We start from the raw sequence: 26981 nt of genomic DNA, 5'->3' as shown, positions 1-26981 counted from the left end.
TGGCTTTTTGTTAAGCTAAAAATTAATCAAAAATAAGGCGTTTTCTTCAGTAACTTTTCCAAGGCTTTTTTCCTTTTCCCGGTTTAATCCCGGTTCACTCACTCAGTAAACGTTTGTCCCTTTATTTCAGTCGAATACCCCGCTAGCTTGCTGCGGGGTGCGCCAGCGCAATTTTGATTTATTCGGCTTCTTTGTTCCCAACCTTTAATTTTTCCATATGGAGTTTCGCCTTCGGGGCTCAGGTAAGTAAATGGATCGAATTTAGGATGTAAGTTTGCTGGAAACGTCGCCATTTGTAAAAAATTTACACAAAATCAATCCTGATTGATGAGGAAATGAAGTATTCAAATACCCAACTTCCCAACATTTGAGTTAATTTTATATAACTGTACTATTTTTTAACATACTAATTAAATTTCAAATATTAGGTGCCTAGGCTTAAAACATTGTTCTTATATCCATGAGAGCAGCGAGGTAGCCGTGTTAATTTTTAGAATTTTTGAGGTCACCTGTAGCGCTTTAGAGAAGGTCTCTCCCCTAAACCTCTGAGATCCGACTATTAATTCCGATAATTGTCCGAAAAATAGGTTTCGTTACAGAATTCAAGAATTTTGTTACGGAGTTTACCATGTATCAAACAAAAAGAAAAAGCATAATCGTTTTCATAGCAGTTCTCGCGTTCAATCTCGTGATTACAGGAAATGCAGCAGCTATCGCAATTACGGTAAATGACAATACAGGTCTGGCTGCTGATTTTACATCCATTCAGGCTGCAGTAAATGCTGCAAATCCCGGCGATGAAATAATTGTCAAACCAGGCATTTACGAGGAAAATATTGAAATTACCAAATCTCTGACCATTCTTTCCGAATCCAGCAACTCTTCAGATACAATCATTCAGGCAGCTGATAGTTCTAAAGACGTTTTCGGTATCTGGGCAAATGAAGTGAGCATTAAGGGCTTTAGCATAAGAGGATCGGACTCAGCTGCCGGGATTCACTTATATGGAGTTGCTGACTGCCACATTGAGCATAATATACTCTCGAATAATAGCTGTGGCATCGATTTTTACATGTTTAGCTCAGGTAACACCCTGATTGATAATGATGTTTCGGATAGCCTGACAGGCATCAGCCTTGGTGACAGTCAGAACAATATTCTGAGAAATAACTCCGTTTCATACTGTAGCAGTGGAATTTCACTTTTTGATTCTCCTGGCAACACACTGGAAAATAACACGGTTTCGGAAAATGATGGGGGTATTTCTCTTACAGGTGTGTCAAACGGTAATGTTCTGGTCAGCAATACTATAAAGTCTAACACAAAAGTGGGCCTGCAAATCTACGAAACTTCCAGTAACCTCATTTATAACAACTATTTTAATAATGCAGTGAACGTGGAATCTGAACTGGCCGCAGGGGAAAATCTCTGGAATACAACGAGATCCGAAGGCACTAATATTGTAGGCGGGTCTCACCTTGGTGGTAACTTCTGGGGAAGACCTGACGGAACTGTCTATCCGATGGGTGTCAGGGATACTGACCTTGACGGCATCTTTGATTCCATGTATGATATTGAAGGCAGCGGGTTCATTGATTATCTCCCGCTCAAAGAATCGAAGTCCACGGTAATTACCGTAAGCAACAGCGCAGACCATGCTGCCGATTTCACCTCCATCCAGGCTGCGGTATACAGTGCATATCCAGGGGATACTATTCTTGTTTATCCGGGCATCTATGTGGAAAACGTAGAAATAAATGTGAAAGATCTGGTTGTTGTTTCGGCATCTGGCAGCCCTTCGGATACCAGAGTTCAGGCAGTCCGTAGCTCGGAGGATGTTTTCTCTGTCACAGCTGATGGAGTGGTTATTAGTGGGTTCAATGTTACAGGAAATATAAGTTCCCCCAATTCCGGAATTCACCTTTATGGGGTTGAAGAGTGCCGCATTGAAAACAACGAATTATTTAACTACCAGGGTATTCTTCAGAACGCTGTCGGGAACTATATTCAAGGAAACAATTTTAACTTAAATCCGGGATTCGGTATCCGTCTTGATTTCTCAGGCAACAACACTCTTAGCAACAACATAGTCTCATATAGCAATGCCTGTATCCTGCTGCGTAGCTCAAACGAAAATATACTTTTTAATAACAGGGTTTCCAACAGCAGTTACGGTATCTGGGTGGATTCTTCCCTCGGCAATGTACTGGAAAATAATACTGCAGCAAACAATAATATCGGCATATATCTGAAAGCCTCCAGCAGAAACACAGTTTCCGGCATTACGGCGTTCGATAACCCCGGGTCCTGCATCAATCTGTTGGACTCAAGCGAAAATACGTTAAGTAACAATACAGCCTCAAACAGCAGCAATGTCTGTATTATTTTGCATAACTCCAGCGGAAACATCCTTGGCAATAACAAGGTATTTAACAGCAACTATGGTATCTGGCTGGATTCGTCAAGTAACGGTAATACTCTGAATGAGAACAGGGCGTCATATACTAATAAAGTGGGTATTTACCTGAAAGCTTCAAACGAAAATGTACTTGACAATAATATGGCATTAAACAACAAGAAGTATGGTATCAGTCTATGGGATTCTACTGCAAACGAACTGGAAAACAACACCGCTTCTTACAGTGAGGTCTCAATCCTTCTGCATAACGCCAGCAAAAATGTGCTTGCCAGCAATACAGCATCTGACAGCAGTTATGGTTTCTGGCTTGATTCTTTCAGCAATGACAACACACTGAGTGACAGCAGGGCACCAAACAATAGAATTGGCATCTACCTGAAAGGCTCCAGCAAAAACGTTCTGACTGGCAACAGTGCAAATTTAAATTCAAAGTACGGTGTCTATCTTAACTCTTCCGGTAATAACACGTTTAACAGCAATATAGTGGATTCGAATTCAGGATATGGCATTTGCATTCTTGACTCAAATAACAATATTATCTATAATAATTACTTTAACAACACGAAAAATCTATATTCCGAAGGCAAAAGTTCAGGCAATGTCTGGAATGTAAGCAAAAACTCAGGCACCAATATTGTTGGAAAATCTTTCCTGGGTGGGAACTTCTGGGCTTCACCTGAAGGGAATGGTTTCAGTCAGTCAAATCCAGACGCCGATGGTGATGGTATTTGTGAGACAGCTTACGATATGGGTAAAGGAAACATTGATTATCTGCCCCTTGCAGGTTCTTTTTAATGTTCCTTTTCCAATTCTCTTTTTTACTCTTGTTTTATCTGATTTTATCTGATTTTACTCCCGATCTTCCTCAAGGAACTTCTGCAGCCATACGATATCAAAATATTTCCCAAATTTAGTTCCGACTTCCCGGAACTTCCCGCATTCAATAAAACCGTGTTTCAGATGAAAGTTCAGGCTGGCTTCATTTTTTGAGGACACATTTGCAAGGAGGCTTTTCATCTTTTTTTCGCTGGCTTCCGTACAGAGTTTGTCCAGCATCCCGGACCCAAGGCCTTTTCTTGTGTGCCCTGGCAGGATAAAATAGGAAACCACACCTGTGTGCCGGAAATTCGGGAATGGAAAATATGGTCTCAGGGCTCCGAGTCCTATTATTTTTCCCATTTCTTCAATAACATAAAAAGGAAAATGCTCATTTCCATCCTGCTCATTTTGACTCTGAACAGCTTGAAAAAACTCGGGGCCAACCGGAGTTTCGATATACGCTGCAAAACTATTCTCAACGTAATAGTTAAAGACCTCAAGCATTCCGGATATATCTTCGGCTGTAGCTTCTCTTATTAAATACTTTTCGGAATATTTGCTTCCTTGCATATATAAATAGTCTAAAAATCAGTATTTAAATTTATTTAGTCAGTCACTGCATTTCCTTGAATAACAGATTATATGCCTGAAACTTTGCATCAAATAGAGATTTATTTCTCCACCTCCTTATTTTTTATTCTACTTAGAGCTGCTTCTAATAGTTCTCCTTTAAATAATACGAGTCGCTGCTCCACGTTTTTTTTATTGGTCTGGATTTACTTTGGCTATTTGTCATGATTTATATTTATAATTAATTTTCAGTGCGAATATATTTATATACTTATGCTATTCTACTATTTCCTGCAGGTAATTATACAAACCCTATCCTGCGTTTCAGACCGGATTTTGATTGTTTTAATGGGACATCAGAGTTCAGAGTGCTGAGATAAAATTATTTTTCAACAACTCAGACAAGATCCAGCTCTGAGAGTAAAAACAAGAGAAAAGGAATTTTCTCAATATATTTCTAAGAAGTGAAAAATAGATGTTCCTGAATGAAAACCGAATTGTAGAAAAAATCTGTGAACTTCCGACTAAACTTGGAGACATCTCCGAAAGCATCTTTGGAGGCATTAGCACCAAAAATGGGTTGCTGCACAGGCTTGCAGTTCCAGAAGGAAGCGATTCTGACTCGCTTTACCTTTGTGAAGGCCTCTGTAAACCCGTAATTTTAGAGCCTGAACTTATTTATCCCTACGTCTCAGGCGCATTTTCCGAAAAATTTGCATTTAACCCCTCACCTTACCGCTTTATGCTGCCTTATGAGCTGTCAGACAAAGGCAACAGGAAGGAGGGCAGAATAATCCCTCCAGAGGATCTGAAAGTCAGGTTCCCTATGGCATACGGGAGAATCCTGGAATTCAAAAATCAGTTCGATCACGACAACTCTCCTCTTGACTCCGCAGACTACTATAGTGTAAGGGGCAAGAAACTTCTGGAGTACCTTGGCACTCCGAAAATCATTGCTACCGAAGGCTACCGTTTGCAGGCAGCCTACGACGCTTCCGGAAACCATGTATTTGAGGGCGGCTGTGGTATTGTCCTTAAAGAACCGGAAAAATACCCTTATGTAACTGCAGTCCTTAACAGCCAGATTGCCAGACTTTTTCCAGCAGTTTGCGAGTCTGAGATGGTGTACTCAAGCTCTGTAACCCCTGCAGTAATGAAACGCTTCCCAATTGTATTTCCTGAAGACAGGCTGACTGAGGACCTGATCACCACTATTTCCGGCTATCTCATGTTCCTTAACCGGCAGAAATATGCAGCAGGAAATGGTGTTGCGGGCTGGCTTGATGAGCTTACGGGCTTTTATGAGCAGATTTCAAACCTTCTGGTTATGGATGCCTACTTTGAAGATGGCATTGACCCGAAGCTTCTGGGTGCCCTTGAAGATAATATCCACCCATATGCAGGAGATATGGAATCTGAAAGCAGTGAAAGCCTTCTGAGTGTACTCTACTACATAAAGCAGAAGATTTTCGAAACCTCTAACTTTAAAAAGTACGCATTTGATGCCGAATTCTCTGGAGTTCTTAGCTTCCTCTAATAAGTAGGAAATCTGAATAACTTCTATTTGAGGTATTCAGAATCTCACTTTTTACTCTTTTCTCTCCGGCATTTCCAATATTCGACCTGCTATTTTTTAAGATTTGACCCTTTATCCCGAAAATATTTCGCATACTATGTTAGCTGGGATGATCCTCTATTTTGAAACTAAATGCTAAGAAGATCAGATGGATTATCAGTCAAAAGAAGACGGAAGAAAGAATAGGCATAAAATCCTCTGATGAATTTGTGTTTCGAACTGAAGATGCTTTGTCAGCATTTAATCCAGAGGAAATCTCCGAGAAGGCTATTTTAGAATTTTGTTAAGCTCAGGTCCGGGCTTAAACTGTTCCTGACAGTAGCTGCGTGGTAACTACAACAGGAACTGAGATAAATTACTTTTGTTGTACATGCAATTTTTTTTCCGTACTTTCTTTTACTACTAAACAAAAGTTTTTATAGTCTATATTTGCTATATTAAAACGCAGTTTGTCAATTTTTGAATTAATGGGCAATAAATACAAATCATATTATATATTTTGCACACACGAGACTGCATATAATATAACATTTAACGCAAATTTCGAAAATCATTAGGAAGAGGGGGGCAAATGGAGAGGTCATATCAAATAAAAATATTTCTTTTTATGTTCTTGATATTAAATTACTCATGTGCCGGAGAACTCGGAGTTTCCCGGGACACAAACAGTTCAAAAACTCTCACCAATATTAATCAAGGTAATATTCTACTTTTCACGGGCAACTATTCAGAGAATAATGGTGTTCCTGGAAATGCCTTTGTCGCAAAACTCCAGAATGGGACTTCCGATATACTGTATTCAACAATTTACGGGATCCATGAATCAAAAGTCATTTTTGATAATTCCTCGATGAGGTTAAAATATACAACTACAAGAGACTGCTCTCCAGTTTCTTACTTCATACTTCCGGTTGTAGATCCCATCACTAATTTTGGAACAGATACATATGTAGGATATTTCAGGAGCTCTTCAAAGACATTCAATTTTTGTAAATGTGCTTCCATTCCATTGATTCACTATCTTGAACAATCGAAACAGGTAGGATCACTTTATATCTGCGGCTTTACGCCGATGGCCAAATGCACTTATCAAATTTCAATGGATATAAATACGGACGACCCTGAAAGTTTCGTTGAACTCAATAGTCCGGGTTCAAGGATGATAATTACCGAAATAGGTAACAAATCCGTCCTAAAAAGCTATTACAAAAGTCCTTCCGGCGAACTTAAATATGAAACCATATACCTGAAAAATGCCGGTGATAGATCTGATTTCAAAATAATATTTGACGGATACAACAAAACAAATACTATCGCCATAAATGATGGCACATACATAGTAACTCCATTTTATGATCTTGAGAGGCAGAAATTGCCTTATGTGGATTTCTCAAACGGGTACATCAAGTTCACGGGCTTTGTCATCGGAAAAGGAACATTCCTTGATGTGAATATACATAGCATAGACCAGTATGCGGACAGAAATTTCATAACAGCAATTGGAGATAACAGAATGCTTGCCTTTGGACTTGATGGGCCGCATCCGAAAAATACGACGGAGCAGGGCATCAACTACCTTAATAGCAGAGGGGATAAAGGCACAATATGGTTTGATGTAGGACTTCTCAAGAAGTGCAATGAAACGGAAATTGAATACCTGCGGGGTCTGGTGGAAAACGATTCCTGGGATACTGGCATACATTATTCCAAAGAATTGACCATCCTTCCCCTCGAAGAAGCATACAGATTAATGGATGAGGAGTATTGGTACGTCTATGAAACAATAGGGGAGAAGCCGACAAACTGGTGTTCGTTGAGAAATAGTGATAACATTACACACGCAATTTATGCATATGAAAACCTGGGAATGGTCTGGAGAAATGGAAACTCGGGAGTTCATGCTGAACAAAGTGTCGGAAACCTGGACGACGATACCTGGGGATGGTGGGAAACAGCATCATCGGCCGGGATGGCATATCCGGTTTTTACCCATCAAACCGATAAAGACCCCTCTATAAAGTACTCTATAAGCTACCCAAAATTCCAGGAATGGGCTGACAACTACGATTCAAATAATGTATCCATAGTGTCGTTTTACGAATATTACATGGTAAATAGCAATACCTACGATGCATTTTTTGATTCTCTGGAATATAGGGATGATTATTTCACTTTCAAGGCAAACACAAATGGTGCCAGGGCACTCATAAATGTAAATATAAGTGCCGGGGACAACACGCAGGTTTACGACAATACCTCGGGTGAATTCCTCGGTTACAAGGTCGAAGGGGACGGATCAATCACATTCCCGGTTGAAAATAACCACACTTACAACATACATCCGGAGGGCACAGAACAGTGATCATTTCACTAGAAACAGAAATACCAATGGACGTTTGTTTTTTAAAACAATTGTGATTTATTCCAAAATCATTTCCCTTTTTTAATTTTTTTTTATTGAGGTTGTATCTAGGATACAGTTGTATATCAGATACAGTTGTATATCAGATACAGTTGTATATCGGATATAGTTGTATAACGGATACAGACGACTCACTATTCTACTTCTACTTTGTATTTGCTTCATATATTGAACTCCCCAATGGGTTTGAATCTACGAAAGCATTTCAGGATACAATACTTTTAGATTTTTGTGAAATGTTTATATACATTGACCTTTTCTAACCCACGGGGTAAAAGTCTCTCAGGGCAGAATGCCAAGTTTTCCAGTCGGAATCACTGAGACCGTAAAAGGTTCAGATCTTTGCTGTTTAGAAGGATTAATTTCCCTGGCTCCTAATGCTGCGGGAGCATGGATCTCAATCCAGGCAGATTATTCCCCTCCTTAATGCTCGAAAATTTTAACGAAAAACGATAGTCCTGAGAGAATTTTTAGCCTTTACAGGGCCGGATTAAAGGAGCCACTTATTAGAAGTTAATATGTATGGTCCAAATCCTTCCGGGTTTTTTTATCTACGAGAAATGCATTTTCCGTTAACCCTTTTGTTTCCGGGATCAACTCTGAATGATTTTTTTTTCTGGCGGGAATAAATCATTTTCTGATTAAGGATAAGTCTATTTATAGAAAGGATAAGTCTATTCATAAATAAATTCCACGATTATAACGAAGTGAAACCTATCATGTTCTGGAGCAAAAACAGTATTATAGAAAAAGTAAGCAAGATTTCGAACACCCTGGATGATATTTCAGCAGATATTTTTTGCGGGATAAATACTGACAGCGAATATCTGCATAAGTTAAGCCTTTCGGAAAATGACTCTCCTGAAACCCCTTATAAATGTATGGGCCTGAACAGGGAGATCAATCTCGAACGAGAACTTGTATATCCGTTTATAGACAGTGCCTTTTCTAACGAATATGCGGTCCATCCCTCTCCTTATTGTTTCATGCTGCCTTACGAAATTAAAGCCGATGGTCTGAGGAAAGGGTGTCGACTCCTTGAACCTGAGGAATTGAAGGCAAGGTACCCCCTGACATATGCCCGGATTACGGAGTTTAAAAACAATTTTAAGCACAATTCCACATCTCTTTCTTCTGCAGATTACAGTGTTGGAGACTGCAAACTGTTGCAGTATATCAATACCCCGAAAATTGTCGTTTCGGATCATTACAGCTTGCAGGCTTCTTTTGACGCAGCAGGAAACAATCTCTTTGAAAAAGGTTGTGGAATCGTACTTCAAGACCCTTCCAGGTATTTTTACGTCCTCGCTGCACTTAACAGTTCAATTTCAAGGGTCTTTTCCGAGATCTGCCAGAATGACAGGCTTTACAATGGGAGCCTGAATCCGGGAGTTTTAAGGCGTTTCCCTATTGTTTTCCCTGAAGAGAAAAACCTTGAATCTCTGATAAGCACACTTTCCAGCTATCTGACCTATATTCACGGACAGATTTACCGGACTGATTCTCCTTACATTTCCGGAAGCGAAGACTACGAGCTTCTAAAATTCTATGAGAGAATCGTAAATCTCCTTGTGCTGGACACTTATTTTACAAAAGATCTTGATCCCAGGTTCCTGGAAATCCTGGAGGAAAATATCGTGCATTTCGGAGAGTATCCAGAAGGCGGAAAATCCGGATTCTCCGGTTTTGAAGATTCCAGATGTTTTATGAATGAGTTGCAGGCTGTAAAGCAGAAAATCCTGGACACTCCTGATTTTGGAAAGTGCAGGTTCAACAGTGAATTTACCAATATCCTTGCAACTCTTAAAAACAATGGTGTCTGGTAAGCAAATAAATCGCAATTATCTGGAGTTTTCCTTTAAGGATCTCCACCTTTTCTGTCAGGGTCCGGGTAATATAAATTTTATATTGAACCCTCCCAATCTTTATTTCTAAGAATTTTATCTCGTGGACAGTATAATCGTAATCTTATTTCTCTTTGCTTAAATACATAAATTTATATAGATAGTCTTTATGTTACTATTAAAACGTCTGGTGTTTTTTACTTCTATTTCCTGACTCTCCCCATTCGCCTAATAATAATTGTAAAAAGGAAGGTCGTCTTATCAGCCTGCAAATACACACCGTTGCGTTTCCCTATATGGGGGCATTAATTTTTTCAGGGCTTATATCTACTTTGCTTGCAATCAAAGCATACAAAGCCTTTAATTACCGCAGTTTGCCTTTTGCAAAGCATTTTATATTAATTATGCTTTGCATGGCTCTCTGGTCCGTGAATTACGCTTTTGAAATCGGATTCCTGGATATTGAGTTTAAGTATTTATTTGCCCATCTCCAGTACCTGGGGATTGCCTTTGCTCCTGTAGCGTGGTTTTTATTTGCAGCCGAATACTCTGGGGTATGCAGGCAGTTTGCACGAAAGTATGAGAAACTGCTTTTTCTTTTTCCCTGCCTTGCAATTCTATTGATGCTTACAAACAGTATTCACGGGCTGTACTTTGAAGGTTTCTATCTTGATGCTTCAGGAGGCTTTCCTCTCCTTGTACTTAAGCATGGGCCATTTTTCTGGTTTTTTTATATCTACTCCTTTGGTTTGATCTTCGCAGGAATCTTTTTCTTTTTCAGGCAGTTTGTCCACCTTACCGCACCTTATGGGACCCAGGCAGCCATTGCTCTTACTGCAGCTTGTGTTCCGGTGATTGGAAATATACTTCACATAGCAGATATCGGGCCCTTTGAATTTTTTGATCCGACTCCCTTTTCCTTTGCAATAACCGGTTTGATTCTCTTCTGGGGCACAATCCAGCATGAGTTCCTTAACATTATTCCAGTTGCCAGAGAGAGTGTGATAGAATCCATGAATGATGGGTACATTGTTGTGGACTTTTCAAACTCTATAGTGGATATTAATAAGGCAGCACTTGAACTCGCCGGAAAAGTAAGAAAAGAGGTCATGGGAGAAAACTTAAATGGTATTTTCGGAGAGGGAGTGGAGATTTTTGGTGATTCGCCTGAGGGAAGTTTCGGCAGGGAAATTTCACTCAAGAGCGGTTTGGAAACAAGGTTCTTCACTGTCAGTGTCAGTCCCCTTATGACAAGGGATGATTCAGAGGGCAAGTTGGTAATGATCCATGATATCACGGAGATACATCGGTACCAGGAAGCTTTGAAACAGGCAAACAAGAAGATAAACCTCATGAGCAATATCACCAGGCACGATATTCTCAATCAGGTGAATGTACTTTCAGGGTATACCGAGCTTATCTCGGAAATGCTTCCTCCGGATGTAAAAGGAGACCGCAGGATCTCAAAATACCTCCGAAATCTTAACAAAGGCATTGAAACAATCCATAGCCAGATCATTTTCACAAAGGATTACCAGGAACTTGGAGTTGTTTCCCCTACCTGGCAGTCTATAAGCAACATTGCAAAAGAGGCGGCATTTGCCTTTTCCGGGCAGGGATTGAAGTTTTCCATAGAGGATAACGGTCTTGATGTATATGCCGACCCCCTGCTCAAAAAAGCTTTCTACAATCTGTTTGACAATGCAAGAAACCATGGAGATCACGTCAGCGAGATTGATGTAAGCTCTCATATAGTCGGGGAAAGTGTTGTAATCGAAGTAAAGGATAATGGCATAGGGGTCTCTCCTGTCATGAAAGAACTTATTTTTGAGAAATCCGTAGGTAGAAATACCGGGCTTGGTCTTTTCCTCGTCAGAGGTATACTTTCCATTACAGGCCTGGAAATTCATGAAACAGGAATTGAAGGGGAAGGCGCAAGATTTGAAATTAGCGTGCCACCGGGAAACTGGCGCAGAGCCTCTTCTCAATAACAGGTATTGAACCTAAAACGAGAATTTTTTAGACTGGAAACTAAAATTAAATTAGTTTTTGCTGCAAGTGAGAATATGTAGAGGGCGGACCTCATTAAATTAAGCAGTACCTGAATAAGCCATAAATACAGTTGACAGGACCAGAATTAAAGTTGCAACAACCACGGCGATCAGTAGCTTACTTTCTTTTTTGTTCCTTTTCTCGGGTCTGGTCCCAAATTCCAGGACAGTTCCTAAACTTACTCCAGCTCCAATTCCCATTGCAATGCCTATAGCTGCCCCTTCCGCAACACTATCCAGCGCAGGTCCAAGAATAAAAGCTCCATAAAGGCTTCCAAGGGCGGCACCTATGGCAAAGGCTAGTATCATCCACTGGTTTTCTTGCTTATGATCATTCTGTTTTCCCATCTTCTTCTCACCCGTTAACTTCTACCTAATCTCTGTGAAGTTTTTTTAATTTATATCTTTTTATATCTTCTTCTTAGTATATTATAAAATAAGTAAATATTCTCCGAAAATCATTCTTTGAGTTAACAACTACATCTCAAATAATATCTACTTACATCTGGTGACAAAATGAGTGAGATTACCCTAAAAGAGAGATTTGAAAGGGCACTGAAAGGTGAATCCCCGGATATGGTTCCTGTCTGTTCGGTAACCCAGACAGGCACTGTCGAACTCATGGATATGACAGGAGCTTACTGGCCTCAGGCTAATTACGACTCCCACAAGATGGCGGCACTTGCCCTGGCAGGCCATGAGATTGCAGGGTTTGAAAACGTGCGCTGCCCTTTCTGCACTACGGTGCTTGCCGAGTCCCTGGGTTGTACGGTAGCTGAAGGTAGTGTCGATATACAGCCTTACGTGACTGATTTCCCCTGCAAGAAAAAGAATGATGTTAAGAATATTTCAGTCCCCTATCCTCTTCTTGAAAGCAGGCGGACATCGGTAGTACTGGATGCGGTTGAAATTATAAAGAATAACGTCGGGGAAGATGTGCCTGTTGTTGCAGGGCTTGTGGGTCCTGCCGGACTCGCTTCCATGCTTGCCGGGATGAAAAACTACCTAATGTGGTTTGTGACAAACCCTGAAGTTGTTGAGGAACTCATGGGAACTCTGACCGAAGCCTGTATAGAATACGCTAACGGTTTGCTGGAAAGAGGGGCAGATGCCGTAGTTCTCATAGACTCCGAAGCCGGTCCTGATATTATTGCCCCTCAGATGTTTGAGACATCTGTTTTTCCACTCCACAGAAAATTCTGCAGGGAGGTTCAGGGATTAAAAATCCTCCATATGTGTGGGGACGCCACAGCTGTCCTTGACCCTCTTGCAGATGCCGGGTTTGAGGGAATCAGCATTGAAGAGAAGGTGGACGTTAGTTTTGCAAAGAGAATTGTGGGCAACAGGGCATGCCTGATAGGAAATGTATCTCCCTCTGATACCCTGCTGACAAAAGGGCCTGAAGAGGTTATAATTGAAGCCCGGGCATGTCTTGAAGACGGAATCGATATTCTTGCTCCGGGCTGCGGGCTCGCTCCCCATACTCCTCTCGAGAATATAAAAGCGCTTTTCAGGGCAAGGGATGAGTACTGCTCATTGTGAATCTTTCGGAGGGGCTTTAGGAAGAACCTGCGGAGGCAGCTCTTTTAAAATGCCCCGGGGAGTTTCTTCACTTATTTTTCCGGAAGCTTCTCTGAATCATTCAGACTTATAATTACTGCAGAGCCCATAATTAAGGCGCAACCTGCAAGAGTTTCTGAAGACAGCGCAATTCCAAGCACTGCGATATCAAAAAATACTCCGCTTACAGGTTCTATCAGGGAAAGGAGGCTTCCTGTCTGGGCTTTAAGGTTAGCAAGTCCTAGAATTGTAAAGATCTCTCCGAAACCTATGGACACTATCCCGAAAGCAGCAAGCACTTTCAGGTTGCTGTAAAGGACAGCCGGGGCAACTTCAAATGCAAACGGGCTCAGCAGCAAAAACGCAATCCCCATGGGCCAGAAGACGATTGCAAGCTCCGGGTATTCCGCTTTTAAAACTTTTACGTTCAGGATCAGAGCCGCAAAGACAACTCCCGAAAGCAGCCCTGCTATCATGCCCAGCATATAGGTGCCGGAAAGTTCAATGCCAGAAAGTCCACCTTCGGGTCTGACTATCAGAAATACTCCTGTGATTGCGATGAAGAGGGCAGCTATACTTTCCTTTCCGATTTTCTCATTCAGGAGAAAAGGGGAAGCCAGCATTACATAGATTGGGGCTGTATACTGGAGTAGAATTGCAATGGATACACAGGTAATCTTCAGGCAGGTAAAATAGAGCAGCATGCACGTAACCACGAGCACTCCCTGCAGGAACAGGCTTCCTTTCTTTTTCTTTAACCTGAGGTCCGAGGTTTTCCCTCTCGCAACTATATATATAGAAAGAAACAGAAGCCCGAAGAACAACCTGTAAAAGATTACTGGAGAAATAGCCATATCATGGATACGGGAAATAAAAAGCCCGTTCATGCTGTAGAATACGCAGCCTGTAATTACTGCCAGATGCGCCTTTTTTTTCTCCAGAAACATTCTGCATGGATAGACGTGTAGCACTTATATATTTATTGGATATGTATTTGTCTCCTATATATTTGTTGAAATATATTTATTATAAGTTAAGACCGGGTGAAGGTGGCTAATTCAAATGAAGTCTTCCGCAGAAAATCGCCCTAAAGCAGTCAGGGATCGAATCCCGGAGATTATCCGGAATTCAGGCAGAGAATGTGCCGCGAAAGAGCTTTCAGATCCTGAATTTCTTGTTGAGCTGGGAAGGAAGCTTGGAGAAGAACTAGCCGAGTATCTTGAGAGTAAAGAGCTTGAGGAGCTTGTCGACCTGCTTGAAATTATCTATCGAATCGCAGAACTCCAGGGTTCTTCAAAAGAGAGCCTTGAAGCTCTCAGGCTGCAGAAAAAACTGGAAAAGGGAGGATTTGAAAAGAACCTGCTACTGCTTTAATCTTTCTTATCCAAGTTCGAAACTCGTGACCCCATAAACCTTATCAAGCTCTATATCAGGTTCTTTTTGGCTGTACATGCGGATAGTTTTGAACATCACATTCATGTGATATTTTTTTGCGATTTCCATTGCTTTTTTATTGGGTTCGGGGACATCAAGATAAACGGTTTCCCCAGGAACTGAAGCTCTAAGAGCCCTGAATATTTTCTCTGCCGTGTCCCGGTCGTCTGCGAAAAGAGGGCCTATCTTATATCCTGCTCTGCACTTCCTTATCACACCGTACCCTTTCAGGTCTCCGTCTTCCAGTGCTGCAAAGGCGTAAGAGTCAGGTTGATTCACCCATTTCTCCAGAAAGCCGGACCTTGGGGCAGGAAACATCTCCCTGTCGTAGGCAAGCAGTTTTTTAAAAGGGACTTCCGAGATCTTCATAAGTCCATCCGGAACTTCTCCTCCTCCCCTGCCTTCAAAACGCAGGTTGCTATAGGAGGATCTGAATTTCATAACCTGCTGGTATTTCTTTTCATTTTCCACAACACCGTCAAGCCCGATGTTCCTGTCTTCCAGATATTCCAGGCATTTTTCGGTCAGTTTCATTCCGATGCCTTTTTTCCTGAATTCGGGGTTGATTACATAGAGCCCGAAAAATCCGAAAGAATCATCATAAGCGACAGCAGAAGCGCAGCCTACGGGCTTGCCTTCTACCTCTGCAATAAAAAAGCCTTTGTGATCGGCTTCGTAAAAAAGTTCTCCGTCATGGATGCCAGGGTTCCAGCCTTCCGCAGCTGCCATCTCAATTGCGAATCCGACTTCTTCCCTGCGCATTTTTCGGATTTTCAGTTCTCTTATTTTTTCCGAATCTTTATCCATGACAGTTTATATTCTCACTTTCTATTTATTTTTTAAGTATCTTCCCTTGACCTGTTTTTTTGCATGATATCAGAGTTTGCAGCGATTAAATTTTTCTTCTCCTGCCTTTCCCTGAAGTTGCTCTAAGGTAAGCCGCTATAACTGCAGCTGATGCTGGATAGATGCCGAGAGGCGATTCTTTTGCTCCGGATTCGTCTTCAGTCCCCTTCTCTTCTTCGGCAGCTATGCCTGTCTCGGAAGCATCTTCTGTGAACATAAAGATGTCCATGGTACCTTTGCGTTTGTCCTGCCAGACTATCCGGTTGCCGTCGATTGCAGGGTTGCTTTCATATTCAGATGCAGTGGAAACTGTCTTTTCCTGCCCCGTGGCTATGTTGTATATAAAGATGTTTGTTCCCTTAATCCTACCGTCAGCCCATACTATTCTTCCGTCCGAGATAGCAGGGGTTTTCTGTGGGGATGGGTCAATACAAACAGGTATTTCTTTTTTGCTTGAAAGGTCATACATGTAGATATCAAGGTTTCCGGCACGCCTGTCCTCCCAGACAATGTAGTTTCCTTCAATGACGGGGTTTGTCTGCCCTGCAGGGTCCGTAACCACAGGGCTTTCTTTGCCTGTATTGATATCGTACATGTAAATGTCGTCATTACCGTCACGCGTATCTTTCCAGACGATGATATTCCCCGAGACTGCAGGCTGGCTCTGATCTGCCTTATCTGTTGTTATCCGTGTTTCCTTTTTGGAGGTAATGTCATACATGTAAATGTCAGTATCCTGATTCCTGCGGTCCGTCCAGACAATTATGTCGTCTGAGATTGCTGGTTCTTTCTGGTCTGTCCTGTCCGAAGTAATCTGGGTTTTGGTCTCGGAGTCGATGTCGTACATATAAATATCATAGTTGCCTCTCCTGTTGTCCGAGACCACGATGCGGTTACCTGAGATTGCCGGCTCGATTTCGTCTTTTGAGTCCTCGAACAGGGCAGATTCAGTCCTCCCAACGGTCATATCGTACAGATATATATCCCAGTTTCCGTCCCGTTCATCCTGCCAGACAATGTAGTCTCCTGAGATCACAGGGCTGATCTGGTTGCTAAAAGCCGAGTTAACTTCCTGCTCGGTTCCTTTCAATGATTCGCTGGCAGCTGAACCTGCACATGCGCTCAGTACCATGAATAAAACAACCGAAATAAGTATAATTGAAAATTTGTTGTGCCTCAATATTACACTTCCAATATTCCCTCTCGAGCTTCAGTGTGGGTTTTTTGAGTATAGATACTTTCAACTTCGGATTAAATTTCGGTTTAAACTTCTAATTTTTTCCAGTTAAAGTATTTTCCAGCATAGAATATTTCCAATAGCTGGGTAATCTCTAAATAATGTATATCTCCCATAGTTTTTAGCGGTTTCCTGCAATTTAGTGTTTTCTTTATTTGAGGGGACACTTCCATAAAGTTCAACTCAAGATCCAGCGCTCAATTCAAGATCCAGCCCCACTTCTTTAAGTTAAATCTTCTCAAGCTCAACTTTATTTCTTGTCAGATTTGCCAGTTTTTCAATAAAATTCTCTTCAAAACTCTTTTTTACAAGGAAAATAAATTCTACGGCATCAGAATATTTTTCTTCCTCTACTTTTCCGTGTTCCTCAATGAGATTCTTAATCTTCTGAATCTCCGGGTATCCGAAACATATCCTGAACCTTACCTCTTCAAAGACCTCTACAGTACCTGCTTCTTCAATAGCTGAAATTGCAGTTTCCCTGTACGCCCTGGACAGCCCCCCAAAGCCCAGCTTTATTCCCCCAAAATACCGGGTAACAACCACAGCTGCATTATAGATCCCTTTTGATTCGAGGACCTTAAAAACGGGCTTCCCGGAGCTGCCCGCAGGTTCTCCGTCGTCATCGTATCTGAGGGCAAAGGAACTCCCTTCTTTTACAAAATAGGCTGAAACATTATGGTTTGCATCTTCATGCAGCTCTTTTATCTCTTTTACGAAAGCTTTTGCTTCGGTTTCATTTGTTACCTGTTTGGCATATCCTATAAATATGGATTTTTTGAATTCTCTTTGGGCTCTGCCAGAGCTTTTCAGGGTTTTATAATTATTCAGGGTCTTATCCTCGTCTTCTTTTTTAATTAGTTTTTAACTTGAGGCTTTAAAGTTTTGCAGCTGCGCGCCCAACGAACATTTTGATATCTTTAAATAATTTTCTGCTTCCCGGTGACTCACAGTTTTTCCGCTCAAGTGCCGATTTTTTTTCCACCATAGCTTACGCGCGGACTTTTGTTCTATATCATGTCTCTGGGATGGCTATCTAACTTAATCCATTACCACTAATTTTCTTCTATGTTTATTTGTTGGGGCACTTTGGAGCTCTTCGTTCTCTTATTTTTTTACCAAATCGAAAAGTTTTAATCTCATTGGTGGTTCATGCATAAATATCTCATATGAATGTCTCATGAATTTGTATGAGATAAGTGTAAAAGGAAGAGAACTAATTAGAGGTAAAATTAATGAAAAAAATGTTTAAGATCATTGCAATGCTCCTTGTTATTGCTACTGTTGTTTTTGCAGCCGGCTGTGCTGACAAGGCCGCTGAACCAGCAGAAGAAGGAGCTTCAGAAGAAGTGACCGATGAAACCGTAGTAGCAGAAGAAAATGCACCTGCAGGTGAATTAGAAGCTGATGTTGCAGCTGTTGACGCAAACGTCACTGATGATGCAAACGTCACTGATGACGCAAATGTCACTGACGATGCAAATGTCACTGATGATGCAAACGTCACTGACGACGCAAACGTCACTGACGATGCAAACGTCACTGACGAAAATGAATCAATTACTGAATAAGCAGTATAATTAATAAAATAACAATCCGCGTAGCCTTTTAAGGCTACACATTTCTTTTTTTAAACACTCGGGTATAATCAGTTTATAGCCGTGTAAAATTTCAATAAGGTATTTTTACAAAATTTCCTCCAATAGTTTCTCTTGCTTTTCTGTCCCAAATCCGGAAAGTAGGCTAAACAAAAAGTACTAGACATAATCTGGCAAAAATTGGAACTACATGGTAAATATTAAGCTCACTGAAATTTTCTGAAGATATCAGTTTTCCAGATAAAATATTACTAATAGGTTTCTGGGTAAAGCCACATTAACATCAACATTTTTTCTCATTCGAGCTCCGGCAAGAATTACAAATTTCTTTTATTTGCTTCCGGTGTACGCTCAAACTTTCTTCCTTCTCCTGAATTATACTGAACTTTCTACTCAAAATTGGGTGCATACAGAGTTTTTTCAGTTTACTCCATAAATAAATGAATACACATGTTCGTAAATTTATTGAATCTACCTGTCCCGTGAGAACTACAAAAGAGATGTCAGTTTTTTACCGGGTGCTGCATCCTGCCGCAATCTTCAGTGTTTAACTCAGTTTCATTAACTTTCAGGCTTTTCTATTATGTATATTGATTTTATCAGGGGAACTCCTCTTTTCGTGCAGATCCTGCTTTTTTACTACGGAATCCCTGGCCTTATTTTCGGGCTTACAGGAGAGCCTTTCATGATCGACCCGATTATCGCGGGTATTGCGGTATGCAGTATTAACAGCGGGGCTTACAATGCTGAGATTATACGAGCAGGCATCAAATCCGTTGACCGGGGTCAGATGGAAGCTGCTCGTTCCCTAGGCATGACTGAAAGGCAGGCTATGAGGGAAGTTATCGTGCCGCAGGCTGTAAGGCTCATTATCCCTCCTCTCGGAAACGAGTTTATAGCCCTTTTGAAAGATTCGTCCCTGCTTGCAATCATCAGTGTGCATGAGCTTTCCAAAAACGGGATGCTTTATGTCTCAAAGACCTTTGCTACTTTCCCGACATACATCTCAGTTGCCCTTGTGTACCTGGCCCTGACCATGGGAATTTCCCGCGTGCTTAATTACATTGAGAGGAGGCTTGGCGTAAGTGATAGAAGTGAATAACCCCCACAAAAATTTTGGAAGCCTGAAAGTCCTTAAAGGAATAACCGAAAAAGTTGAAGATAGCGAGGTGGTCTGCGTGATAGGTCCCTCAGGTTCCGGAAAAAGTACCTTCCTCCGCTGCCTGAACCTTCTTGAAACCCCTACCTCGGGAGATATCCGGATCGATGGGGAAAAGGTCACTGACCCTAAAGTGAATATCAACAAGATCCGCGAGGAAGTCGGAATGGTCTTCCAGCGCTTCAACCTCTTCCCCCACATGACCGCCCTTAAAAACGTAGCCATTGCCCCTATGAAGGTCCGCGGCCTTTCCGAAAAAGAAGCTTACGACCGCGCCCACGACCTACTAAAAAAAGTAGGGCTTGAAGACAAGGCCAATGTGTACCCCAGTTCCCTTTCCGGAGGGCAGCAGCAGAGGGTCGCAATCGCACGGGCCCTTGCTATGCACCCGAAGGTAATGCTCTTTGACGAGCCCACCTCCGCGCTTGATCCAGAGATGGTCGGAGAAGTCTTAAACGTCATGAAAGACCTTGCAAAAGAAGGCATGACAATGGTTGTTGTGACCCACGAAATGGGCTTTGCCAGAGAAGTCGGTGACCGCGTTCTCTTTATGGACGACGGCATCATAGTCGAAAAAGGCACACCCCATGAAATCTTCTACAATGCTCAGAATGAGAGGACAAAGTCATTTTTGAGTAAGATTCTGTAATAAGATTCTGTAATAAGATTCTGTAATAAAATTCTATAATAAGATTCTGTATCTCATTATAAATTAATGATATATCCATTGTGATAAACAGAAACCTTACCTTTTTCATTCTGATTTTTTTGTTTCGAGCGGAATAAACTTTAGGCGCTACACCTATTTTATATTCCTTAACTTTCTCCCTTTTTACAACGGTTTTAATTTATACTCATTATTTTTATGGAATGATCTCCCTTATTTACCACTATTGTTACTGAGGCCAAAAAATGAAAGAAACCCTGAAAGCCTACATCGACCTCACTCGTGCTCACTTCCTTCCCGCCTGGCCCCTTATTTTTTGCTCGGGCCTTGTGCTCGCCTTTGAAAATTACGGCGGTTTTTCCTGGCCACTAATTATCAAGGCTGCCCTGATAGGCTTGCTGGGGTTCGAAGCCGGCTTCGTGCTCAACGATTACGTGGACAGAAAAAGAGACAGGCTTGATGTGGAGAATACCCTTACAAAGTACTGGAGACCCTTTAAAGAGAGACCCCTTCCCTCAGGGAAGATCACTTCAAAAAATGCCTTCTGGCTGTTTATCCTGCTTGCAGGTGTTACTTCAGCCCTGATCTTCACCCTTCCCTATCCTAATTCACTCTATGTCTTTGCCATCATGCTGTACTCTTACGGCATTGAGGCGTTTTACCAGGTGAAAAAAAGAGCCCAGAAACTCCCTATTGCCCAACTTCTCGGAAGGACTGACTTCACCCTTTTTCCGGCAGCAGGTTATCTCTGCTACGGGCAGCCGGATATGACCATGCTGCTCTATATGGTTTTTTTCTATCCCTGGACGATGGCTCACCTGGGATTGAACGACTTTATCGACCTGGAAAATGACCGGGCAAGAGGCATGAATTCGATAGCCGTCCTTTATGGCGCAAAAGGGACTATGTACTGGGTTACAGGCTTTACGCTCCTGCATTTCTTTACAGCTATCTTCTTCCTCAAGGAGCTCGGGACTATTGCTCACTACGGCTTTTTTGCAGGCTTTGCACTCCTTGCAGGGGCAAACCTTTATCTATGGAAAGAAAAAAGTCCAGGTGCGGGTTTGAGGATACTGCCTGTTTACCACGGAACTCTTGTAATCTATGCAGTTTCGATCATCCTTGATTTCTTATATTAAATTTTGTGAAATCCGTCATGCCTTTTCCACGGCTTTTACTCTCTTTTTTAGCTTAATCTTGTTTTTCCTTCTGCAGAGCCTCAGGGTATGGCAGCGCAGACTCCCTCCTCCCGCAAGCAGGGCTTCAGGGTGGAAAGGAATTATCTCAACACCTTCTCCTGCAAGGTTTTTCCTTGTGTCCTGATCAAGTGCAATGTCATAGTGGAAGATGGTCCCGCTTTCAAGTGGGACAAAAGAACAGGCAAGGCGGCTTTGCTCGGAGTCCGAAACAGGTATGATCTCCATGTCTTTCTCCTGCATGAACTCTTTAAAATCTATTCTTTCTCTGGAGTCTTTCGTAAACAGGCAGGTCTCTTCAAAGGCTGGAAGGTAAGCAAGGGCAAGGTCTTCTCTTATTCGATTGAAGACCGTATCAGGGTGCATGTAGCGCCTGGCTTTAGGAATGCGGGCGTAGATGACTTCATCAAACTCGCTCAGGATATTCAAAATAAATTCCCGGATAAAGGGATAGGTATGCCTTTCCGTATCAGCAACAAAAATCGTCTCTTTTGAGAGCAGGAGACAGCCTTCAAAAAATCCTTCTTCCCCGTTGAACTCGTTGAGTATGGGAATTCCCAGGTTGTTCAGAGCTTCCTTTACGACAACCTCTTCATTTTCCCTTGCAGGAGGACGCATTTTTGAAAGAATTGCGCCTTTTCTGGAAATTACCGCAGTGTCATGCAGGAAGGTAATATTTGGCATCCTGCTTATCATATCTCTGTTTTCTGTCACATGGTCTGCAAGCTCATAGACCCTGACCCCATTTGATTCCAGCAGTTCCTGGTAACGCCTGTGTTCTTCAATATATCCGGAAACATCGGGGACCTCATCGTAAAGCCAGTGTTTATAGTTCGATTCGTTGACCAGCGCGAGTTCATCTCCCGGAGTATGCACAAGTACACTTTTCAGCTTCCCCAGTTCATCGCAGCCGTAAGCAATACTCGATCCGGTTTTTTTCACCCCATCCAATTTTTCTATCCGGCAACCCATGTCCAGAACCTCCATTCTAATTTATTGTCATTCTCAGATGCGTTTTTTTGCAAGGATCATCACATTTGTCCTGTCTTCACTCAGGAAAGCCTTGAGAACCTCAAATCCGCAGATGTTTAGAAAAGCGATAACCTGGTCATATGTATATTTATAGGTAAAGCCCATGCGGATGACGTCTCCTTCTCTGAAGCCTATGGTCTCTGTTCCGATCCTTATCTCAGCGTCCTTCAGGATATTCAGGCTCTTCCAGGTCCTGTACAGTGCCCCTATTCTGGAATCCACATGCGCAAGCAAAAGCTCGAAGTCGAAATCCTCAGGAGCCATTCCGTACTGAAGCAGGGGGTACATATTGAAGAGCGCATTTTCTCTTGAGGCATATGTGCCCAGGATAGATTTCCTTGAAGACTGTGCCTCTTCACCCGAACCCTGTGAAGGAAGAAGATTGGCATCGAAGAAGAATAGGTCTCCCTGCTCAAGGTTTTCATAGATCAACTGAAGAATGAATTCAGGCTCATAATTGCAAAACGTGTTTCCCAGAATGCAGAACAGAACTGGGGGTCGCCAGTGTTTTTTAAGGAGAGGCATGTCCTCGATAAAGCCGACTATCCCTTTCTTTTCTACAGGCAGGTCCTTTACCTTTTCAAGGGCGATATCTACAAACTGGCTGTTTATGTCGACAGGATAATAGTGTGTTGATATTTTTTCTGAGGCTGGTTTTTCAGCCCGGTTTTTCTTTATTAGCTCTTCGAGAAGAATTCTTTCTTTTTCCCCGCTCCCTACTCCCACACTCACAAGGTTCATGCAGGCAGGAATGAATCTGACGATCGAAGCAACATTCTCCTCAAGCATTATCTTGAGCTGACGGGCAACAGGAAACGTTTTGGATTCATCTAGCTTCAGCCAGTTATTTGCCCCTCCAGCGCCTGTATACAGAAGATAATCGGGCAGTTCGTACTTCTTCAGGCTCTCATACAGCTTCTCTTCGGGGCCTTTCTCGCTGATAGTTATGATCTTTTCTTCTTTCTCCGGAGCCTGTTCTAATCTTGCTTTTCCTGTGCTGTCCAACTTCTCACTTCTCCCAGGGTCATTTCATAATATATATGCCCCTCACTTAATAAATTTATTTATTATTAATTGCCTGGGCCGCTTTTTATTGTTTTATCATTCTTTGAAGCACTGCTTACATTCCATCTTCAGGGCTTCGAGTGGGTCGGCTCCGTTATTTATTCCGACGCTGTAGGCATACCCGCGGCAGCCTATGCATTCTTCGATGTGTTCGCAGTTCCCACACCTGCCTTCGAGCACTTTGTCGATATTCCTTACATATGCGAAGAGCTCGGAGTCATAGATCTCCCTCAGGGTCATCCTGTTTATGTTATAGGGATATTCCCCGTTAACCCTTAGTGCGGGATGTTCGTCCAGCTTTGTAGGTGCACAGGGCCTGACATTTCCTTCTATATTGATGTACAGGCTGTAAAGGTGTTGAAGGCAGCCGCTTGCAGTGATCGGGGTATAGGGCAGCCAGTCGTATCCGTAATATTTCCTGTCTATTTCCAGCAATTTTAACTTGTACTCTTTTATCTCGTCGGCTGTGAGCAGTTTATCTTCAAGTTCATCATTTGCCCTGCCTGTTGGAGTGAGAATCTCCATGTTAGGAAAGATATTGTTCTGTCTGCAGAAGTGCCAGATCTCCTCAATCTCTTCAAGGTTCATTTTATTGCTCACGAAAGAGACTCCCAGGCGGAGTTTCCCAGGCTCGGCAGGGTTTGAAAAGCCTGCTTTTATCAGATTTTCAAGTCCGGTTTTTATATCCTCGAAAGCCCCTTCCCTGCCTGCCAGATAGTTCTGGACCTCAGGCCTGAGGGAATCGAGCTTTCCCATAATAGAGGCGTTGTGTTCATACAGAAACCCTGCAAGTTCCTCTGTCATCAAAACAGTATTTGAAAAAAGCATCGGAATGATCCCAAGGGAATCAATGCAGGCAATCAATTCTCTAAAGTTAGGGTAAAGAGTCGGTTCTCCTCCCCCTATCACCACCACAGACCTGATCCCCAGTTCTTTTGCTTCGGATATTATGCGTTTAAGGACATTAAAATCAGCTATTTTTACTGAATCCTCTCCACTTTGTGCATAGCAGTAGCGACAGTGGAGGTTACATGATGTGTTTGTTTCAAGCCGTATGGCCAGAAGCCTGTTTGAGTTCCTCGCTTCATAGGCTTCCTGTGCCCCGTACATGTATCCTCTCAGGACAGGGGGTGGTGAAAACAGGCTCAACGCATCGAAATTTTTTGATTCTTTCCCCAACATATTAAAAGGTATATATATCACCCTTTATCAAGTTACAAGAAACTAAGTGATATTTTCGAGATCAGATGGTTTATTTTGTTCTGATGTTTTTGATTTTCTATTTCTTATTTGTTTTAGTTTTGTTTCAATGTTTTTCCCCTTTTTTCATTGAAATTGCCTATTTTTTCTACTGATTTTTTTTCTAATATACTCTGTTCTCAAGTTTCTTATAGCTTTCAACCCAATCTTATTCCCGGATGTTTGAGGAAATCCGGGTTAAAAAAGCTCTGAATAATATAAAGGAAACTAGCAGGCTCAAATTACCTTTCGGCTGGGACCTGAATATTTATAGGGGGTGCGAACACGGCTGCAATTACTGTTATGCAATGTATTCTCACAACTATCTGGAAACAGAGGGGAGTTATTCCTCTACAGGGAAGGAAAACTGTGCTTTTTTCCGGAGGATCTGCGTAAAGACCAACATTGCAGAAGCCCTTGAAAAACAGCTTGGAGCCCGGTCCTGGAAAAGAGATGTAATCAACATAGGTGGAGTGTGCGACAGCTACCAGCCCGCTGAGGCAAGGTACGGCTTGATGCGGAAAGTCCTGGCGCTGATGATCGAATACAAAAACCCTGTTATTATATCCACAAAATCCGATCTTATCCTGAGAGACTATGACCTGCTTGAAGAACTTTCTGAACTGACGTATGTAAACGTCGCAGTCACGGTCACTACAATGGATGATAAGCTAAGCTCTCTGCTGGAACCCCTGGCTTCTTCTCCGGAAATGCGCTTCTCAGTCCTTCGGGCTTTCAAAGATACAGCCGCTGTTACCGGGCTTCATATGATGCATGTTCTTCCTTTTCTTACGGACAGCCCTCAGAACCTTGAGCAAATTCTCTCTCTTGCAGCCGACTGTAAGGTAGATTATGCTCTTACGGGTATCCTTTACCTCAGGGGTGAAACCAGAAAGCATTTTTTCAATTTCCTTGCCTGCAATTTTCCTGAACTTTCTGTTCCTTACCGCCGTTTGTATGAAAAAGGAGTGGTTGACGGGGCCTATCAGGCTGAACTTTACGGGGTGCTCAGGCCTCTCATGGAAAAATACCAGCTCTCAGGAGATTACATAAAACCAATGCAAGCAAAACTTTTACGCCCCAGACAGCTCAAGCTCACGGATTTTTCCAAAGATGATTTTTAAGCTTCATTTTCTTAAATTAGGGAATCCGGATACAGGAAAATGAAGCTCTTGATTTTTCCCATTCCATATTTCTGAGCCTGAAAAGATCAGGGGTGAGAAATAAGAGCTGCATTCCTGAAATCATGTCCCTGTTGGAAGTTATATCCAAAAAAATCTTGATTTTAAGTATTTATTTTTCATCTCCTGCGCAGCTGCAGGAAATGTTGCCTTTCAGGATTTCTTTCCAGTCGCCTATCACGTCGTGGGTCCAGCAGTCGTCGGCTCCTGCGGCTTCCCTCATGACCAGGGCAAAGATGTATGAGAGTTCCTTGACCGTAGCTCCTGCTTCGAGGGCACCCTTGAAGTGCTTCAGGACGCAGGGCTTTGACCTGCCTTTGATGGAGAGGGCAAAGCAGATGAACTGGTAGGTCTTTTCATCGATCATCCGTTTTTCGGCATAAAGCTGGTCAATTTCGTCCAGCTTCTGGGTGAATTCAGGGAAAAATTCTTCCAGCATTTTCATTTATACGGCTCCTTTTTTACCTGCAAACTTGCAGGTTCACACTGTTAAGACGGTACATATACTATGATATTTTTTTATATTTAAGTATTAGTTCAATATTTTTTGAAATCATTCTCTCTTTAATCGTTCTTCTACTCAGTGAGGTTATCTGCAAGGTAGCCATTTACTCCGTGCCCAATAATGTCCGAAACTCCGCTGTGGTTCATTGCTATAAAAGGGACCTTTTTTGAAATCGCTTCCAGAATTGGAATCCCGAACCCCTCGTCGCTGGACTGGTGAGCAGGTTGATAATGCAGAAGGGGAAAAGGTTCTGTACAGTGGTCTTGAAGTCCAGGCTTCAAATTGTACGGAATGCGGGTAATGTGAAGATAAGTGCCCACAGAAAACTCCTGTCGGAGAAATGTTAACAGAAGTTGTTAACTTATTCGGGAAATGATCTTATTTGGAAAAAAGGTTCCGAATTTCGTCTGTTTTATTGTTATATTTCTGAATCCTCATGTTTTACATGAGACAATTCCGATGACTAGTGTCTTAGAAACTTAATTATGGTGCATAATATTTAGACATTTTCTCATCAGCAACTTTTCTCGTAAACTTCCAGTTGATCTTATTTTCATGTTC

The 26981-nt window shown here is 42.1% G+C and carries 23 protein-coding genes; 12 read left to right on the top strand and 11 right to left on the bottom strand.

What is annotated here, in order from left to right:
* Window positions 1–628: 628 nt before the first annotated feature.
* Window positions 629–3214 (top strand): NosD domain-containing protein, encoded by a 2586-nt coding sequence (locus tag EO93_RS11455; protein WP_048162636.1) that lies wholly within the window; start codon window positions 629–631, stop codon window positions 3212–3214.
* Between the two features lie 54 nt (window positions 3215–3268).
* Here the strand turns inward: EO93_RS11455 and EO93_RS11450 are convergent, their stop codons facing one another.
* Window positions 3269–3808 (bottom strand): GNAT family N-acetyltransferase, encoded by a 540-nt coding sequence (locus tag EO93_RS11450; RefSeq protein WP_048135885.1) that lies wholly within the window; start codon window positions 3806–3808, stop codon window positions 3269–3271.
* Between the two features lie 475 nt (window positions 3809–4283).
* Here EO93_RS11450 and EO93_RS11445 point away from each other — a divergent pair, with 475 nt between their 5' ends.
* The 4 genes from EO93_RS11445 to EO93_RS11430 all read left to right on the top strand — a co-directional run bounded on the left by EO93_RS11445 (window position 4284) and on the right by EO93_RS11430 (window position 11641).
* Window positions 4284–5345 (top strand): hypothetical protein, encoded by a 1062-nt coding sequence (locus EO93_RS11445; RefSeq protein WP_048162635.1) that lies wholly within the window; start codon window positions 4284–4286, stop codon window positions 5343–5345.
* Window positions 5346–5991: 646 nt separating this feature from the next.
* Window positions 5992–7746, top strand: a complete 1755-nt coding sequence (locus EO93_RS11440; protein WP_235284232.1) for a hypothetical protein — start codon at window positions 5992–5994, stop codon at window positions 7744–7746.
* A gap of 767 nt (window positions 7747–8513) precedes the next feature.
* Entirely contained in the window at window positions 8514–9632 is a 1119-nt protein-coding gene (locus EO93_RS11435) for a hypothetical protein (RefSeq protein ID WP_235284231.1), read from the top strand.
* Window positions 9633–9946: 314 nt separating this feature from the next.
* On the top strand, window positions 9947–11641 hold the full coding sequence (locus EO93_RS11430; protein ID WP_048162632.1) for a histidine kinase N-terminal 7TM domain-containing protein: 1695 nt from the start codon (window positions 9947–9949) through the stop codon (window positions 11639–11641).
* 99 nt (window positions 11642–11740) lie between these two features.
* On the opposite strand, the gene EO93_RS11425 is transcribed toward EO93_RS11430, so the two are convergent.
* On the bottom strand, window positions 11741–12049 hold the full coding sequence (locus tag EO93_RS11425) for a hypothetical protein (protein WP_048162631.1): 309 nt from the start codon (window positions 12047–12049) through the stop codon (window positions 11741–11743).
* 168 nt (window positions 12050–12217) lie between these two features.
* On the opposite strand from EO93_RS11425, the gene mtaA reads away from it, so the two are divergent.
* On the top strand, window positions 12218–13243 hold the full coding sequence (mtaA, locus tag EO93_RS11420) for a methylcobamide:CoM methyltransferase MtaA (protein WP_048162630.1): 1026 nt from the start codon (window positions 12218–12220) through the stop codon (window positions 13241–13243).
* A 71-nt stretch (window positions 13244–13314) separates the two neighbouring features.
* On the opposite strand, the gene EO93_RS11415 is transcribed toward mtaA, so the two are convergent.
* A complete protein-coding gene (locus tag EO93_RS11415) occupies window positions 13315–14208 on the bottom strand; it encodes a DMT family transporter (protein WP_048162629.1) in 894 nt (297 codons plus the stop codon).
* Between the two features lie 115 nt (window positions 14209–14323).
* On the opposite strand from EO93_RS11415, the gene EO93_RS11410 reads away from it, so the two are divergent.
* On the top strand, window positions 14324–14635 hold the full coding sequence (locus tag EO93_RS11410) for a nucleoside triphosphate pyrophosphohydrolase (protein WP_048162628.1): 312 nt from the start codon (window positions 14324–14326) through the stop codon (window positions 14633–14635).
* A gap of 6 nt (window positions 14636–14641) precedes the next feature.
* On the opposite strand, the gene EO93_RS11405 is transcribed toward EO93_RS11410, so the two are convergent.
* The 3 genes from EO93_RS11405 to EO93_RS11395 form a co-directional block, all read right to left on the bottom strand.
* Window positions 14642–15502, bottom strand: a complete 861-nt coding sequence (locus EO93_RS11405; protein WP_048162627.1) for a GNAT family N-acetyltransferase — start codon at window positions 15500–15502, stop codon at window positions 14642–14644.
* 85 nt (window positions 15503–15587) lie between these two features.
* Window positions 15588–16673 carry a DUF5050 domain-containing protein gene (locus EO93_RS11400; protein ID WP_235283123.1) on the bottom strand — a complete coding sequence of 362 codons (1086 nt, stop codon included), beginning with the start codon at window positions 16671–16673 and terminating at the stop codon, window positions 15588–15590.
* Between the two features lie 333 nt (window positions 16674–17006).
* Window positions 17007–17549, bottom strand: a complete 543-nt coding sequence (locus EO93_RS11395) for a YigZ family protein (RefSeq protein ID WP_255350225.1) — start codon at window positions 17547–17549, stop codon at window positions 17007–17009.
* 464 nt (window positions 17550–18013) lie between these two features.
* Between EO93_RS11395 and EO93_RS17990 the strand changes: the two genes are divergently transcribed.
* The 4 genes from EO93_RS17990 to EO93_RS11375 all read left to right on the top strand — a co-directional run bounded on the left by EO93_RS17990 (window position 18014) and on the right by EO93_RS11375 (window position 21341).
* A complete protein-coding gene (locus tag EO93_RS17990) occupies window positions 18014–18349 on the top strand; it encodes a hypothetical protein (RefSeq protein WP_048135860.1) in 336 nt (111 codons plus the stop codon).
* Between the two features lie 610 nt (window positions 18350–18959).
* Window positions 18960–19478 carry an amino acid ABC transporter permease gene (locus EO93_RS11385; RefSeq protein WP_235283124.1) on the top strand — a complete coding sequence of 173 codons (519 nt, stop codon included), beginning with the start codon at window positions 18960–18962 and terminating at the stop codon, window positions 19476–19478.
* Window positions 19462–20184: an amino acid ABC transporter ATP-binding protein gene (locus EO93_RS11380; protein WP_048162624.1), complete on the top strand. Its 723-nt coding sequence runs from the start codon at window positions 19462–19464 to the stop codon at window positions 20182–20184. The genes EO93_RS11385 and EO93_RS11380 overlap by 17 nt, the downstream gene beginning before the upstream one ends.
* A 263-nt stretch (window positions 20185–20447) precedes the next feature.
* The gene (locus EO93_RS11375; protein ID WP_048162623.1) at window positions 20448–21341 is read left to right on the top strand and encodes a prenyltransferase; all 894 of its coding nucleotides are present in this window, start codon (window positions 20448–20450) and stop codon (window positions 21339–21341) included.
* A gap of 15 nt (window positions 21342–21356) precedes the next feature.
* Here EO93_RS11375 and EO93_RS11370 read toward each other — a convergent pair whose 3' ends face one another.
* The 3 genes from EO93_RS11370 to EO93_RS11360 all read right to left on the bottom strand — a co-directional run bounded on the left by EO93_RS11370 (window position 21357) and on the right by EO93_RS11360 (window position 24605).
* Entirely contained in the window at window positions 21357–22370 is a 1014-nt protein-coding gene (locus tag EO93_RS11370) for a dimethylarginine dimethylaminohydrolase family protein (protein WP_048162622.1), read from the bottom strand.
* A gap of 33 nt (window positions 22371–22403) precedes the next feature.
* Entirely contained in the window at window positions 22404–23435 is a 1032-nt protein-coding gene (locus EO93_RS11365) for an L-histidine N(alpha)-methyltransferase (protein ID WP_048162621.1), read from the bottom strand.
* A gap of 96 nt (window positions 23436–23531) precedes the next feature.
* Window positions 23532–24605 (bottom strand): radical SAM protein, encoded by a 1074-nt coding sequence (locus EO93_RS11360; protein WP_235283043.1) that lies wholly within the window; start codon window positions 24603–24605, stop codon window positions 23532–23534.
* 308 nt (window positions 24606–24913) lie between these two features.
* Between EO93_RS11360 and EO93_RS11355 the strand changes: the two genes are divergently transcribed.
* Window positions 24914–25858 carry a radical SAM protein gene (locus tag EO93_RS11355; protein ID WP_048162620.1) on the top strand — a complete coding sequence of 315 codons (945 nt, stop codon included), beginning with the start codon at window positions 24914–24916 and terminating at the stop codon, window positions 25856–25858.
* 169 nt (window positions 25859–26027) lie between these two features.
* On the opposite strand, the gene EO93_RS11350 is transcribed toward EO93_RS11355, so the two are convergent.
* Together EO93_RS11350 and EO93_RS18190 are read right to left on the bottom strand one after the other, a co-directional pair.
* Window positions 26028–26360, bottom strand: coding sequence for a carboxymuconolactone decarboxylase family protein (locus tag EO93_RS11350; RefSeq protein ID WP_048143026.1), 333 nt, complete (start codon window positions 26358–26360; stop codon window positions 26028–26030).
* Window positions 26361–26491: 131 nt separating this feature from the next.
* The gene (locus EO93_RS18190; RefSeq protein ID WP_048162619.1) at window positions 26492–26740 is read right to left on the bottom strand and encodes a glycosyltransferase; all 249 of its coding nucleotides are present in this window, start codon (window positions 26738–26740) and stop codon (window positions 26492–26494) included.
* Between the last annotated feature and the right edge of the window lie 241 nt (window positions 26741–26981).

It is taken from the genome of Methanosarcina sp. 1.H.A.2.2, from assembly GCF_000979975.1.
Classification (GTDB): Archaea; Halobacteriota; Methanosarcinia; order Methanosarcinales; family Methanosarcinaceae; genus Methanosarcina.
Note: the sequence above shows the minus strand (reverse complement) of the source record. Positions and strands in the feature narration are given on the sequence as shown.